At 68.1% G+C, this 13478-nt stretch carries 14 protein-coding genes; 11 read left to right on the top strand and 3 right to left on the bottom strand.

The window, feature by feature from the left end:
- Nucleotides 1-281: 281 nt before the first annotated feature.
- Nucleotides 282-2987 (bottom strand): bifunctional acetate--CoA ligase family protein/GNAT family N-acetyltransferase, encoded by a 2706-nt coding sequence (locus Q8O26_RS17295; protein WP_305577838.1) that lies wholly within the window; start codon nt 2985-2987, stop codon nt 282-284.
- A gap of 180 nt (nt 2988-3167) precedes the next feature.
- Nucleotides 3168-3782: a chloramphenicol acetyltransferase gene (locus Q8O26_RS17290; RefSeq protein ID WP_305577836.1), complete on the bottom strand. Its 615-nt coding sequence runs from the start codon at nt 3780-3782 to the stop codon at nt 3168-3170.
- 222 nt (nt 3783-4004) lie between these two features.
- Here Q8O26_RS17290 and phnC point away from each other — a divergent pair, with 222 nt between their 5' ends.
- The 5 genes from phnC (at nt 4005) to phnE (Q8O26_RS17265) (ending at nt 8543) form a co-directional block, all read left to right on the top strand.
- A complete protein-coding gene (phnC, locus tag Q8O26_RS17285; protein ID WP_305577834.1) occupies nt 4005-4811 on the top strand; it encodes a phosphonate ABC transporter ATP-binding protein in 807 nt (268 codons plus the stop codon).
- A 39-nt stretch (nt 4812-4850) separates the two neighbouring features.
- Nucleotides 4851-5768: a phosphonate ABC transporter substrate-binding protein gene (gene phnD, locus Q8O26_RS17280; protein WP_305577833.1), complete on the top strand. Its 918-nt coding sequence runs from the start codon at nt 4851-4853 to the stop codon at nt 5766-5768.
- 75 nt (nt 5769-5843) lie between these two features.
- A complete protein-coding gene (phnD, locus tag Q8O26_RS17275; protein WP_305577831.1) occupies nt 5844-6758 on the top strand; it encodes a phosphonate ABC transporter substrate-binding protein in 915 nt (304 codons plus the stop codon).
- A 10-nt stretch (nt 6759-6768) separates the two neighbouring features.
- On the top strand, nt 6769-7665 hold the full coding sequence (gene phnE / locus Q8O26_RS17270) for a phosphonate ABC transporter, permease protein PhnE (protein ID WP_305577829.1): 897 nt from the start codon (nt 6769-6771) through the stop codon (nt 7663-7665).
- The gene (gene phnE / locus Q8O26_RS17265; RefSeq protein WP_305577827.1) at nt 7662-8543 is read left to right on the top strand and encodes a phosphonate ABC transporter, permease protein PhnE; all 882 of its coding nucleotides are present in this window, start codon (nt 7662-7664) and stop codon (nt 8541-8543) included. The genes phnE (Q8O26_RS17270) and phnE (Q8O26_RS17265) overlap by 4 nt, the downstream gene beginning before the upstream one ends.
- Nucleotides 8544-8550: 7 nt before the next feature.
- On the opposite strand, the gene phnF is transcribed toward phnE (Q8O26_RS17265), so the two are convergent.
- A complete protein-coding gene (phnF, locus tag Q8O26_RS17260) occupies nt 8551-9270 on the bottom strand; it encodes a phosphonate metabolism transcriptional regulator PhnF (RefSeq protein ID WP_305577825.1) in 720 nt (239 codons plus the stop codon).
- A 144-nt stretch (nt 9271-9414) separates the two neighbouring features.
- On the opposite strand from phnF, the gene phnG reads away from it, so the two are divergent.
- The 6 genes from phnG to Q8O26_RS17230 all read left to right on the top strand — a co-directional run.
- A complete protein-coding gene (phnG, locus tag Q8O26_RS17255; protein WP_305577822.1) occupies nt 9415-9876 on the top strand; it encodes a phosphonate C-P lyase system protein PhnG in 462 nt (153 codons plus the stop codon).
- Nucleotides 9876-10481, top strand: a complete 606-nt coding sequence (phnH, locus tag Q8O26_RS17250; protein WP_305577820.1) for a phosphonate C-P lyase system protein PhnH — start codon at nt 9876-9878, stop codon at nt 10479-10481. Before phnG ends, phnH begins: the two co-directional genes overlap by 1 nt.
- Nucleotides 10482-10484: 3 nt before the next feature.
- Nucleotides 10485-11603: a carbon-phosphorus lyase complex subunit PhnI gene (locus Q8O26_RS17245; protein WP_305577818.1), complete on the top strand. Its 1119-nt coding sequence runs from the start codon at nt 10485-10487 to the stop codon at nt 11601-11603.
- Nucleotides 11600-12517 (top strand): alpha-D-ribose 1-methylphosphonate 5-phosphate C-P-lyase PhnJ, encoded by a 918-nt coding sequence (locus Q8O26_RS17240; RefSeq protein WP_305577816.1) that lies wholly within the window; start codon nt 11600-11602, stop codon nt 12515-12517. The genes Q8O26_RS17245 and Q8O26_RS17240 overlap by 4 nt, the downstream gene beginning before the upstream one ends.
- 8 nt (nt 12518-12525) lie before the next feature.
- Entirely contained in the window at nt 12526-13299 is a 774-nt protein-coding gene (gene phnK, locus Q8O26_RS17235; RefSeq protein WP_371134598.1) for a phosphonate C-P lyase system protein PhnK, read from the top strand.
- Nucleotides 13300-13306: 7 nt separating this feature from the next.
- Nucleotides 13307-13478, top strand: a 172-nt coding sequence (locus Q8O26_RS17230; RefSeq protein ID WP_305577860.1) for an ATP-binding cassette domain-containing protein, incomplete at its 3' end; no start/stop codon positions are given.

The following is a 13478-nucleotide window of genomic DNA, read 5'->3' as shown; positions in this document are numbered from 1 at the left end:
GATGGCTGCTGGCTCGCCGCAGTCAGGCGCCATTTTTTCACGTCCTGTCCGAGCCTTGCCCAGGAATCCGCGACGTCCGCCCGGCGGCGGTGGTCAAGGCGTGGATGGCTGGGACGAGACCGGGCAGGACCGGAGACAGGCAGTGCTGGGCAGCAGTCAGGAAGACCAACCTCGCCTGCCAGGCGAAATTCCCCAACCTGACGCAAATCCTACCACAGAGCGCAACGCTGTCTGATAACTTTTCGATAAAAGCCAGTCCGCGCCTGGGTTTCGTCCCGAATCTATCCCCCCTCGCCGAGGTCCAGGACCACCCTCTGCAGGGCGTGGTCGTCGGGGTCGGCGCCCACCCGAAAGCCGAGCTCACGGGCCAGCGCCAGCATCCGGACATTCTCCGCCAGAACCTGGCCGTAGATGCGCCGGGTGCCCTGCCGGCGGCCATAGGCGATGATGAGTTTCATCAGCGACAGGCCGAGGCCGCGGCCCTGCTGGTCCGAGCGCACAAAGATCGCATATTCGGCATTCTCGTTGTCCGGGTCGGCGTGCAGGCGGACGGCACCGAGCATGTCGCCGCCGGCCGGGTCGAGCGCCACCAGAACCATCGAGCGGGCATAGTCGATCTGGGTGAGGCGGGCGATGAAGGCGTGGGAGAACTCCTTCACCGGGGCGAAGAAGCGCTGGCGGATGTCGTCGGGGTCGACCCGCTCGAAGAAGGTGCGGAACAGCTGCTCGTCCTCGGGGCGGACCGGACGCACCCGGCAGGCGAAGCCACTCTCGGTGACGAGGTCCTGCTCCCATTCCTTCGGATAGGGCCGGATGGCGAAGCGCGGATGGCCGCCGCGCACCAGGCCCTTGGCCTTCGGCGCACCGACAGCGATGCGGGCGTCGAGCGCCACGATCCCGGCGGCATCCGCCAGCAGCGGGTTGATGTCGATCTCGGCGACCTGCGGCAGGTCGGCGGCGAGCTGCGACAGGCGCACCAGGATTTCCGCGACCTTGGCCCCATCCACCGGCGGCACGTCGCGATAGCCGGCCATCTGACGGGAGATGCGGGTCTGGGCGATCATGTCGCGGGCGATCCGCATGTCGAGGGGAGGCAGCGCCAGCGCGCGGTCCTTGATCAGTTCCACCGCCTTGCCGCCGCGGCCGAACAGCATGACCGAGCCGAAGGTCGGATCGTCGGCGAGGCCGGCGATCAGCTCGATGGCGCCGGGGCGATAGACCATCGGCTGCACCATGACGCCGTCGATGCGCGCCTGCGGCATCGCCTTGGCCACCCGCGCCAGCATCTCGGTGACCGCCGTCTCCACCGCCTCGCGGGTCGCCAGCGCCAGCCGGACCCCGCCGACATCGGATTTGTGGGTGATGTCGGGCGACAGGATCTTCACCGCGATGGCCTGACCGGCGGCGAGGAAGGGGGCGGCGAAGGCGCCGGCCTCCTGAGGCGTTGCGGCGGCGGCGATCGGCACGGTCGGGATGCCGTAGGCGGTGAGAATGCGGTCGACGAGGAGCGGGTCGAGCCAGCGCTTCTCCGCCTTCACCGCCGCGTCGAGTTCGGCGCGCAGGGCGGCGAGGTCCTCCGGCGAGACGATCTCGGCGGTTTCCGGCGTCTCCATCAGCGCATCCTGGCCGCGCCGGTAGCGCACCATGTGCATGAAGCCGCGCACCGCCTCCGATTCGGTCGGGTAGCTCGGCAGGCCCGCCTGGGCGAAGAGGTCGGTCGCCGCCTCCTGGTCGCCGAGCCAGACGGTGAAGACCGGCTTCATGCGGCCGCCGCGGCTCTTGCGGTCGGTGATTACCTTGGCCACCGCCTGCGCCGCATCGAGGCTCGGCAGCAGCGCCGTCGGGCAGTTCATCACCAGCACGGCGTCGATGTCGCGGTCCTCGAAGACGGCTTCCATCGCCGCCACATAGCGGGCGCCGTCGGCGTCACCGATGATGTCGACCGGATTGGCGCCCGACCAGGTCGACGGCATCGTGGCGTCGAGCTTCGCCTTCGTCGCCGCGCCGAGACCGGCGACCCGGCCGCCCTGATCGACAAGGGCGTCGACGGCGAGAACACCGAGCCCGCCGCCATTGGTGACGATGCCGAGCCGGTCGCCGGAAAAGGCCGGGTAGCGCGACAGCGTCTCGGCGGCGGCGATGAGCTCGTCGAGGTCGTTGACGCGCACGAGGCCGGCGCGCGCGAAGGCGGCGGCATAGACGTCGTCCGCGCCCGCGAGCGCGCCCGTATGCGACTTCGCCGCGCTCGCCGCCGCGAGGCTGCGGCCGGCCTTCAGCACGATCACCGGCTTCGAGCGCGCGGCCGCACGCGCGGAGGCCATGAACTTGCGCACATCCTTGATCGCCTCGAGGTAGACGAGGATCGCGCGCGTGCGATAGTCGGCGGCGAAATAGTCGAGGCAGTCGCCGATGTCGACGTCGAGCTGGTCGCCGAGCGTCACGACGCCGGAAAAGCCGATGCGGCGCACCTCCGCCCATTCCAGCAGGGCCGCCGCGATCGCGCCCGACTGCGACACCAGCGCCAGCGAGCCCGGCCGCGTCTTGCGCGAGGCAAAGCTCGCATCCACCCCGCCATGCGGCGCGATGACACCGAAGCAGTTCGGCCCGACGAGCCGGATCCCCTTGCCGCGCACCGCCGCGTCGAGACGCGCGGTCGCCGTCTCGTAACCGTGCCGGTCGAGCGCCGAGATGACCACCGCCGCCGGCACGCCGAGCCGCGCCGCCTCATCGACCAGCGCGGGAATGGTCGCGCCCGGCGTCGCCATCACCACGAGATCGGGGACGGCGGGCAGGCTGGACAGCGAGGCGAAGGCATTGAGGCCCGCCACCGTCCGATGTTTCGGGTTGATCGGGAGAAGCTGGCCGGTAAATCCCGCCCTGACCATATTGGCCATCAGCGCCTGCCCCATCGAGTGCGGCCGGTCGGTGGCGCCGACGACGGCGACGGAACGCGGCGCGAAGAACCGGTCGAGGCGATAGAGGGACATGGGGAGGGTCTCCGTCGATCCAGTGGGGGGCAGAGGCCGGGGACGCACATTAGGGGCAGGCTGAAGGCGCAGGCTACCCGGCGGCGCCATGTCGCCGCGATGGCCTCCACGGTGCGACGACATGGATCAATGCTGCAACGCACAAATGACAATAAGGGGACCAGAGGCCCCGTGGACCTGTCAGCCGCCGTTCCTCTCCAGGAACGCCTCCACCGGCAGCGTCCGGAAGTCGGGCAGGGCCTGGCGCAGCCGCTCGTGATCCCAGTCCCACCAGGCGAGCGCCTCCAGCCTGGCGGCGACCTCCTCGGGAAAGCGGCGTTTGATGACCCGCGCCGGGTTGCCGCCCACCACGGTATAGGGCGCGACGTCCTTGGTGACGATGGCGCCCGCCGCGACCACGGCGCCGGTGCCGATATGCTTGCCCGCCAGCACCACCCCGCCATGGCCGATCCAGACGTCGTGGCCGATCGTCACGGCATGGGAGCGCCGCCAGTCGAAGAACCCGGCCTCGTCGGGCTCGCCGTCGAAATAGCGCGAGGCGCGGTAGAGGAAATGGCTCTGGCTCGCCCGCTCCATCGGGTGGTTGCCGGGATTGATCCGCACATGGGAGGCGATGGAGCAGAACCTGCCGATGGTCGCCATGTCGATCTGGCCGTCCTGCACGATGTAGGAATAGTCACCCATGACCGTTTCGGAAATCACCGTGCGGGCGCCGACCTCCGTGTAGGCGCCAAGGCGGCTGTCGCGCACGATGGCGGTGGCGTGGATCGAGGGTTCGAGGCCCAGCTTGCTCATGAGGGCGGCATCCTGACTGCGCATTCGGCAACTGCTGCACCTCGTCGCGACAGATGACACGGTGATGACGACTGCATGACTGCGACCCCGTATCCCCATGAACATCCGGGGGTCGCTTTTGGCCGGCGACTGTCACACGACTGTAATTAGGCTGCCCTAGAGCGCAGGACGGCGGGGGGGTGCTCCTCTCGCCGACTGCCTACTCACGAAGAGGGCTGGTGCATGCTGACGATCGACAAGATATCGCGACGCTTCGGTGCGAAGACGGCGGTCGACGATGTCTCGCTCGAGGTTGCCCGTGGTGCCTTCGTCGGCATCATCGGCCGTTCCGGCGCCGGCAAGTCCACGCTGCTGCGGATGGTCAACCGTCTGCAGGAACCCTCCGCCGGTCGGATCGTCTGCGACGGCCAGGACGTGACCGGCCTCACCGGTCAGGCCCTGCGCGACTGGCGGCAGTCCTGCGCTATGATCTTCCAGCAGTTCAACCTTGTCGGTCGTCTCGACGTGCTGACCAACGTGCTGATGGGCCGCCTCAACCATGTCGGCCAGGCACGTTCGCTTCTCAAGCTGTGGAGCGAGGAGGACAAGGCCGTCGCCCTCTCCGCCCTCGAGCAGTTCGACATCGCCTCCCTCGCGGCACAGCGCGCCGAGAGCCTGTCCGGCGGCCAGCAGCAGCGCGTCGCCATCGCCCGCGCCCTGGTGCAGGAGCCGAAGATCATCCTCGCCGACGAGCCGATCGCCTCGCTCGACCCGCGCAACACCCGCATCGTGATGGACGCCCTGCAGCGGATCAACCGTCACTACGGCATCACCGTCATCTGCAACCTTCACTCCCTCGACCTCGCCAAGTCCTATTGCGACCGCCTGGTCGGCATGGCGCAGGGCCGGATCGTCTTCGACGGCACCCCTGCCGCGCTGACGGACGACGCTGCGCGCGAACTCTACGGCATCGAGGCCGGCGACGTCCTCGACGGGCATACGCCTGTTCCCGCACCCGCCCCGGGCCTCCCGACGGCGGCCTTCGCCTGACAGCCTCCTCTATCCACCCAATTTCCGGAGACCATTCCCATGTTCGACCGCCGCACGATCTTGACCGGCCTCGCCGGCCTGCCCTTCGCCTCCGCCGCCGCTTCCGCACAGGGCGCCTGGCAGACGCGTTTTCCTGAACTCGTCTTCGCCGTCGTCCCGGCCGAGAACGCCTCGGGCCTCACCGAGCGTATGGCGCCGTTCAACGCCTATCTCGCCAAGGAACTCGGCGTGAGGGTCACGCTGCGGATCGCCAACGACTATGCCGCGGTGATCGAGGGCCAGCGTGCCGGCCAGATCCATCTCGCCTATTACGGCCCCTCGTCCTATGTGCGCGCCCACACCGTCACCAACGGCGCTGTCGAGCCCTTCGTGACCACGATCAACTCGGACGGCTCGATCGGCTATTTTTCGGTGCTCTACACGCGGGCCAACAACCCGGCCACCTCGATCCAGGACCTGCGCGGCAAGAACCTCTGCCTCGTCGACCCCAACTCGACCTCTGGAAACAACGTTCCGCGCTACGCCATGAGCCGCATGGGTATCGCAAATCCCGACCAGCACTTCTCCCGCGTCGTCTATGCCGGCAGCCACGAGAACGCCATCACGGCAGTGGCCCAGGGCACTTGCGACGCCGCCTTCAACTGGTGGAATTCCGAGCAGGACTCGAATTTCTCGCGCATGGTCAACAAGGGCATGGTCAAGTTCGAGGACTTCAAGATCATCTTCAAGTCCGAGCTGATCGCCGGTTCGCCCTATGCCTGGCTGACCGCGCTGCCCGCCGATGCCAAGGCCGCCATCCTGAAGGCCTTCATCGAGGCTCCCGAAAAGGACAAGGCCGCCTTCGACCGTCTCTCCGACGGCAAGGACCGCGGCTTCCAGAAGGTTACGCATCAGGACTACATCCCCGTCGTCGAACTGCAGAAATTCGTCGACCAGATGCGCCGCGCCCGCTCCTGACGGCATGAACCGGGGCTCCCGCCATCGTGCGGGAGCCTCATCGTTTTTCCGCGACCCGCTCAGGACATCAGTGCCATGCTCTCGCGCCGGCTCGCTCTGGCCCTCGCGGCCAGCCTGCCCTTCGGCGCGCCAGTCTTGGCGCAGACCGGGGACTGGCGCCGCGCCCATCCCGAACTGGTCTTCTCGATCATCCCCTCCGAGAACTCCTCGGGCGTCCTCGATCGCTATGCCCCCTTCATGGCCTATCTGTCGCAGGCCCTGGGCGTGAAGGTGACGCTGAGGGTCGCCAGCGACTACGCGGCGGTGATCGAGAGCCTGCGTGCTGGACAGGTCCACTTCGCCCATATGGGTCCGGCTGCCTATGCGCGTGCCGCCATCGTCACCCAGAACGGCGTCGAGCCGCTGGTCACGATGGCCAATTCGCAGGGCGCTATCGGCTACTACTCGGTGCTTTATGTCCGGGCGGCCGATCCGGCCCAAAGCCTCGCTGACCTGAAGGGGCGCAACCTTTGCCTGGTCGATCCCAACTCGGCCTCAGGCAACAACGTGCCGCGCTACGCCCTGAACAAGCTCGGGATCGATCCGGAAGCGCATTTCGGCAAGATCGTCTATTCCGGCAGTCATGAGAACGCGGTGATCGGCCTTTCCCAGGGCACCTGCGACGCGGCCTTCAACTGGTGGAACACCGAGCGTGAGTCGAACCTGCTGCGCATGGTGGCCAAGAACATGGCGCGCGCTGAGGAATACCGCATCATCTTCAGGTCCGACCTCATTCCCGGCTCCCCCATCACCATGATGCGGTCGACCCCCGAAGCCCTGCGCGAAGCGGTCAGGCGCGCCTTCATCGAGGCCGCGACGGCCGATCGTGAGGCCTTCCTGCGCATCAGCGACGGCAATGCCACCACTTATGTTTCCGTGAAGCCCGAGGACTACCAGGTGATGATCGATCTTTCGCGCTTCATCGACCAGATGCGCCGCCGGCGCAGCTGAGAGGAAACCGATGTCCACCGCCGTTCCCCGCCTGCCCGATCACCAGCTCTCGTCCCTCGCCGGCGCCTATGCCGAGGCGGTCGCCGCCAAGCGGCGCCAGCTCTATATCGGCCTCGGGCTCTTCGTCCTCGCCTATATCGTCGCCGGTATCGTCGCGGAGGTCCGTCCCACGACCTTCTTCACCAACCTGTGGCGGTTCACCGACTATATCGGCCGCATTTTCACCCTCGAACAAGGGGCCGCTGCCGGCCGCTTCGTTCTGTTCGACGTGGTGGAATGGATGTGGGGCTTCGACAAATGGATGAAGCTCCTCTGGGAGACGCTGCTCATCGCCTATGTCGGCACGCTGATCGGCGCCATCGGCGGCTTCGCCTTTTCCTTCCTCTCGGCCCGTAACCTGACACCGAATTCCACCGTCGGCTTCCTTGCCAAGCGCTGGCTCGAATTCTTCCGCACCGTACCGGAGATCGTCTTCGCGCTGATCTTCGTCGTCGCCTTCGGTCTCGGCCCGGTGCCCGGCGTCCTCGCCATCGCCATCCACACCTTCGGCGCGCTCGGCAAGCAGTTCGCGGAGGTCGCCGAGAATATCGACATGAAGCCGGTGGACGGCCTGACCGCGACCGGCGCCACCTGGAGCGAATGCATGCGCTTCGCCGTGGTGCCGCAGGTCCTGTCGAACTATGCGAGCTATGCGCTGCTGCGCTTCGAGGTGAACGTGCGTGGCGCCGCGGTGATGGGCTTCGTCGGTGCCGGCGGCATCGGCCAGGATCTCGTCGAGGCCATCCGCAAGTTCTACTATTCCGACGTCTCGGCCATTCTCGTGCTGATCATCGCCACGGTGATGATCATCGACCTCGCCACCGAGTGGCTGCGTCACCGCCTCATCGGCCTGGATCAGCGCTCATGACCATACCCGCCGCCGAGCACCCGCTGCGCATTGCCGCCCGCGCCGACCGCGACGGCCTCGTGCAGCGCCATCCCGAGATCTTCCATCCCTCGCCCGCCCGGAAGATCCGCGCAGGGCTGGTCATCGCCCTGCTGATCGGGCTCTTCGGCTACGGCCTCGTCGTTCTCGAGTTCGATGGGGCCCGCCTCGTTTCCGGCATCGGCAAGCTCGGCCAGTTCCTCTGGTTCATGCTGCCGCCCTCGACCGACACATGGGCCAAGTTCTTCGTCTATCTCCACGCGCTCGCCGAGACCGTGGCCATCGCCTTCCTCGGCACCTTCACGGCGGCCATCCTCGCCCTGCCGGTCGGGTTCCTCGTGGCGAAGAACATCGTTCCCAATGCCGTCATCCATTTCCTGTCGCGCCGCATCGTCGACACGATCCGCGGCGTCGATGAACTGATCTGGGCGCTGATCTGGGTGAGCGTCGTCGGCCTCGGCCCCTTCGCCGGCGTCCTCGCCCTGCTCTGTTCGAATTTCGGCCTGTTCTCGAAGCTCTTCTCCGAGGCCATCGAGGCCGCCGACCGCAAGGCCTCGGAAGGCATCGCCTCCAGCGGCGGCAGCAAGCTGCACGGCATCCGCTTCGGTATCCTGCCGCAGGTCCTGCCCATCTTCGGAAGCCAGGTGCTCTACTTCTTCGAGAGCAACACCCGCTCGGCCACCATCATCGGCATTGTCGGCGCCGGCGGCATCGGCCTGCATCTCGCCGAGCAGATCCGCGTGCTGGAATATCAGCACGTCTCGGCGCTGATCCTGATGATCCTGGTGACGGTCGGCATCATCGACCAGATCTCGACGCGGCTGCGCTTCGCCCTGATCGGCGAGCGCGCCGCGCCCTGAGCCGGCCCTAGCCGCCGACCGTCAATCGCACGCGGTCGGCGCAGAAGTGTGAGCGCGCCCACTGGATCGGCACGCCGTCGGGGTCGACATTGATGCTGTCGATGACGAGCACCGGCCGCCCCTCGGCAATTTCCAGCCGGGCCGAATCGGTCGCGTCGGCGATGGCGGCGCCGACCTTGGTCGAGGCCCGGCGGTAGTCGTTGACGCCGCAGGCGGCGAGGGCGGCGGTGATCGACCCCGTCGCAGCATAGACGTCGGGAACGTCGGCGAAACGCGGCAGCGGAAAGGCCGTCACCGCCCAGGAGATCGGCACGCCGTCGGCGAAATGCGCGCTCTCGACCATCACCACCGGGTCCTCCGGCGAGAGGTCGAGAGCCTCGGCGATCTCGCGGCTGGCGCCGGCCCGGCTGTGGCCGAGGAGCCGTCCCGCGGGATCTCGCGCCTGGCCGACCACGATCTCGGAGAAGCGCGTCCGCGTGCTGATCGGATAGGTCAGGGGCTTGGCCTCGACATAGGTGCCCGAGCCCTGCGTCACCCGCACGAGCCCCTTGTCGACCAGCGATTTCACCGCCTGCCGCACCGTATGGCGGTTGACGCCGAATCGTTCGGTCAGCGCCGCCTCGGTCGGCAGCCGCGTCCCCGGAACGAGACCGCCACCGGCGATCTCCGCCTCGATCACCTCGGCGATCTGCCGCCAGACTGTGACCCCCCTGCCCCTCGCCAGCATGCCCTCTCCCGTCATTCGCATGTCACGGCCCGCGAACGAAATGCGGAACCGCTCACCCGTCGTGCGCCGCGTCCGTCAATTTCACACTTGCAGGACTGCGCCAACTGTCATAAAACCATAATGGTCTAGATCAATATACAAATCATGACAGCGAACGCCGACGTGCCCGATTCCTCCGTGAACGCCCGCAAGACTACCATGGCGGCGGTTTGCCGCGCGACCACCACCGAACTGGCGGGCCTCGACGCCATCGCCGGAGACGCGGTGCGCGTCCTCCGCGCGCCCGAGATCGGCCTCGTCATGGTGCGCGGCCGCGTCGGCGGCGACGGCGCCCCCTTCAACCTCGGCGAGGCCACGGTCACCCGCGCCGCGGTGTCGCTGCCCGACGGCGTCATCGGATTCGGCCATGTGCTCGGTCGCGACAAGGACAAGGCGCGCCTTGCCGCTCTCGCCGACGCCCTGTGGCAGGCGCCCGCCACCCGCGATGCCGTCGAGGCCCTGCTGCGCCCGGTGCGCGAACGCATCGCCGCCGAGACCGCACTGAAGCGCGAGCGCGCTGCCGCCACCCGCGTCGACTTCTTCACCATGGTCCGCGGAGACAATTGATGGCTCTCGCCCGCGCCTTCGCCGATCCCGTCCACGGCGCCCAGCAGACCTTCCGCGCCGTGATGAACGCCCTGGCTCGGCCCGGTACGCTGCAGCCGGTCGACGGGCTGATCGAGGCACCGGCGCCGCTGTCTCCCGTGGCCGCCGCCATCGCCGTCGCACTCGCCGACTACGAGACCCCGCTGTGGCTGGACGATCCGCTCGCCGCAGCGCCGGACGTCGCGGCGTGGCTCGCCTTCCACACCGGCTCCCGCATCATCGCGGCGCCGTCGCAGGCGGCCTTCGCCCTCGTCGCCGACCCGGCGGCACTGCCGGATTTGGCCGGTTTCGCCCTCGGTAGCGACATCTATCCGGACCGCTCGACGACGCTGATCCTGCAGGTGGCCGATTTCGCGGCGAACACAGCCACCAGCCGTCTCCGCCTCGAGGGCCCCGGCATCAAGGGCCACGCCACCCTCGCGGTCGCTGGCCTCCCCGCCGACATCGTCGAGCGCCTGGCCGCCAACCACGCGCTCTTCCCGCGCGGCGTCGACCTCCTTCTCGCCGGACCGTCTTCCGTCGCCGCCCTGCCCCGCACCACGCGCGTCACCCTGGTGGAGACCTGACCCATGTATGTGGCCGTCAAGGGTGGCGAACGCGCCATCGACAACGCCCACCGGCTGCTCGCCCATGCCCGCCGCGGTGACCCGGCCGTGCCGGAGGTGGCGCCCGCCCAGATCCGCGAGCAGTTGGCCCTTGCCGTCGACCGGGTGATGACCGAGGGCTCGCTCTATGACCGCGACCTCGCCGCCATCGCCATCAAGCAGGCCCGCGGCGACCTCGTGGAAGCCGCCTTCCTCGTCCGCGCCTTCCGCACCACGCTGCCGCGCTTCGGCGCGACGCAGCCGATCGACACGGCCGCCATGCAGGTGGCGCGGCGTGTCTCGGCCACCTTCAAGGACATTCCCGGCGGTCAGGTCCTCGGGCCGACCTTCGACTACACCCACCGCCTCATCGATTTCCTGCTGGAGGCGGGCGCCGAGGTCGACGAGCCGGCCCGCGCCGCCGCCGATCCCGTCCCCATGCCGCGCATCACCGATCTTCTCGGCCATGACGACCTGATCGAGCGCAACCCGCCCGGCGATCCCGATGCGCCGGTTCCCGACCTCACCCGCGAACCGCTCGACTTGCCCGCCGGCCGCGACCTGCGCCTGCAGAACCTCGCCCGCGGTGACGAGGGTTTCCTCCTGGCGCTCGGCTATTCGACCCAGCGCGGCTTCGGCCGCACCCATCCCTTCGCCGGCGAGATCCGCCTCGGCGAGGTGGAACTGGAATTCCTCGCCGAGGATGTCGGCTTCGCCGTGCCGCTCGGCGAGATCACCGTCACCGAGTGCCAGATGGTCAACCAGTTCAAGGGCTCCGCCACCGAGCCGCCGCGCTTCACCCGCGGCTACGGCCTCGCCTTCGGCCATTGCGAGAGGAAGACCATGGGCATGGCGCTCGTCGACCGGGCACTGCGCGCCGGCGAGCTCGGCGAGGAGGTCAAGGCCCCCGCCCAGGACGAGGAATTCGTGCTGATGCATTCCGACAATGTCCAGGCGACCGGTTTCGTCGAGCACCTGAAGCTGCCGCACTATGTCGACTTCCAGGCCGAGCTCGGCCTCATCCGCCAGATGCGGGCCGAGATCGCGGCGCGCGCCGCGGCCGCGGGTCCGGACGGCGCCGTTCTGAAGGAGGCCGCGGAATGAGCGCCCTGGCAACGTCCGGCACGGTCGCGGCCGGCGGCTACAACTTCGCCTATCTCGACGAACAGACGAAGCGCATGATCCGCCGCGCCATCCTGAAGGCCATCGCCATTCCCGGCTATCAGGTGCCGTTCGCCTCGCGCGAAATGCCGATGCCCTATGGCTGGGGAACGGGGGGCGTACAGGTCACGGCGGCGATCCTGGGGGCCTCCGACCGGCTCAAGGTCATCGACCAGGGTGCCGACGACACCACCAATGCCGTCTCCATCCGCAAGTTCTTCGAGAAGACCTCAGGCGTGGAAACGACGACCCGAACAGCCAACGCGACCATCATCCAGACCCGCCACCGGATCCCCGAAGCGGCGCTGACCGGCGACCAGGTGCTGGTCTATCAGGTGCCGATCCCCGAACCGCTTCGCTTCCTCGAGCCGCGCGAGACCGAGACGCGCGTCATGCACGCCCTCGAGGATTATGGCCTCATGCATGTGAAGCTCTACGAGGACATCGCCACCCACGGCCATATCGCCACGACCTATGCCTATCCGGTCAAGGTCGAGGACCGCTACGTGATGGACCCCTCGCCGACGCCGAAGTTCGATAATCCCAAGATGAACGACTGCGCCGCGCTGCAGCTTTTCGGCGCCGGCCGCGAGAAGCGCATCTACGCGCTGCCGCCGCATACTAAGGTCGTCTCGCTCGATTTCGACGACCACCCCTTCGAGCCGACCAAGTTCGATCATGCCTGCGCCCTCTGCGCCGCCACGCATACCTATCTCGACGAGGTCATCACCGACGATGCCGGCGGGCGGATGTTCGTCTGCTCCGACACAGACCATTGCGAGGAACGGCGGGCGGAGGGCCATCGCGGCGCCCTGCTGGGCGAGGCGCCGGCGGCGATCGCGGGAGCGGCGGAATGAGCAACGCCATGGACGCCCCCCTCCTCACGGCCGAGACCGTCACCAAGTTCTATGGCTCCCGCATCGGCTGCCGCGACGTCGGCTTCGAGCTCTTCCCCGGCGAGGTGCTCGCGGTGGTCGGCGAGTCCGGCTCGGGCAAGTCGACGCTCCTGAAGCTGCTCTCCGGCCAGCTCGAACCCTCCGACGGGCGCGTCCTCTACCGGATGCGCGACGGCGTCACCCGCGACATCCTCACGCTCTCCGAGGCCGAACGGCGCTTTCTCTTCCGCACCGACTGGGGCTTCGTCCACCAGCATGCCGAACAGGGCCTGCGCATGGGCGTCTCGGCCGGCGCCAATGTCGGCGAACGGCTGATGGCGGTCGGCTGGCGGCACTATCGGAAGATCCGCACCGAGGCCGAGACCTGGCTGGAGCGCGTCGAGATCGACGCGGGCCGCATCGACGAGCGCCCGACCGCCTATTCGGGCGGCATGCGCCAGCGCCTGCAGATCGCCCGCAACCTCGTCACGGCGCCGCGTCTCGTCTTCATGGACGAGCCGACCGGCGGTCTCGATGTCTCCGTGCAGGCGCGCCTGCTCGATCTCGTGCGCGGCCTCGTCGCCGATCTCGGCCTCGCCGCCATTGTCGTCACCCACGACCTGGCGGTGGCGCGCCTCCTGTCGCACCGCATCCTCGTCATGAAGGACGGCCGCGCCATCGAGACCGGCCTGACCGACCAGGTGCTGGACGATCCGCGCGAGCCCTATACCCAGCTCCTCGTCTCCTCCATCCTGCAGCCGTGAGACGGACATGACAGCGCCCCTCCTTGCTCTCGACAACCTGGCCAAGAGCTTCACCATGCACCTGCAGGGCGGCCTGGTGATCCCGGTGATCTCCGGCATCAACCTGACGGTGGCGGCCGGCGAATGCGTCGTGCTCGGTGGACCCTCCGGGGCCGGCAAGTCGTCCGTGCTCAAGATGA

Source organism: Phreatobacter sp. (genome assembly GCF_030691135.1).
Taxonomy (GTDB): Bacteria; Pseudomonadota; Alphaproteobacteria; order Rhizobiales; family Phreatobacteraceae; genus Phreatobacter.
Note: the sequence above shows the minus strand (reverse complement) of the source record. Positions and strands in the feature narration are given on the sequence as shown.

Coding starts and splice junctions, on each gene's coding strand:
- Q8O26_RS17295 (WP_305577838.1), bottom strand. CDS start 2,987: ATGTCCCTCTATCGCCTCGACCGGTTCTTCGCGCCGCGTTCCGTCGCC.
- Q8O26_RS17290 (WP_305577836.1), bottom strand. CDS start 3,782: ATGAGCAAGCTGGGCCTCGAACCCTCGATCCACGCCACCGCCATCGTG.
- phnC (WP_305577834.1), top strand. CDS start 4,005: ATGCTGACGATCGACAAGATATCGCGACGCTTCGGTGCGAAGACGGCG.
- phnD (WP_305577833.1), top strand. CDS start 4,851: ATGTTCGACCGCCGCACGATCTTGACCGGCCTCGCCGGCCTGCCCTTC.
- phnD (WP_305577831.1), top strand. CDS start 5,844: ATGCTCTCGCGCCGGCTCGCTCTGGCCCTCGCGGCCAGCCTGCCCTTC.
- phnE (WP_305577829.1), top strand. CDS start 6,769: ATGTCCACCGCCGTTCCCCGCCTGCCCGATCACCAGCTCTCGTCCCTC.
- phnE (WP_305577827.1), top strand. CDS start 7,662: ATGACCATACCCGCCGCCGAGCACCCGCTGCGCATTGCCGCCCGCGCC.
- phnF (WP_305577825.1), bottom strand. CDS start 9,270: ATGCTGGCGAGGGGCAGGGGGGTCACAGTCTGGCGGCAGATCGCCGAG.
- phnG (WP_305577822.1), top strand. CDS start 9,415: ATGACAGCGAACGCCGACGTGCCCGATTCCTCCGTGAACGCCCGCAAG.
- phnH (WP_305577820.1), top strand. CDS start 9,876: ATGGCTCTCGCCCGCGCCTTCGCCGATCCCGTCCACGGCGCCCAGCAG.
- Q8O26_RS17245 (WP_305577818.1), top strand. CDS start 10,485: ATGTATGTGGCCGTCAAGGGTGGCGAACGCGCCATCGACAACGCCCAC.
- Q8O26_RS17240 (WP_305577816.1), top strand. CDS start 11,600: ATGAGCGCCCTGGCAACGTCCGGCACGGTCGCGGCCGGCGGCTACAAC.
- phnK (WP_371134598.1), top strand. CDS start 12,526: ATGGACGCCCCCCTCCTCACGGCCGAGACCGTCACCAAGTTCTATGGC.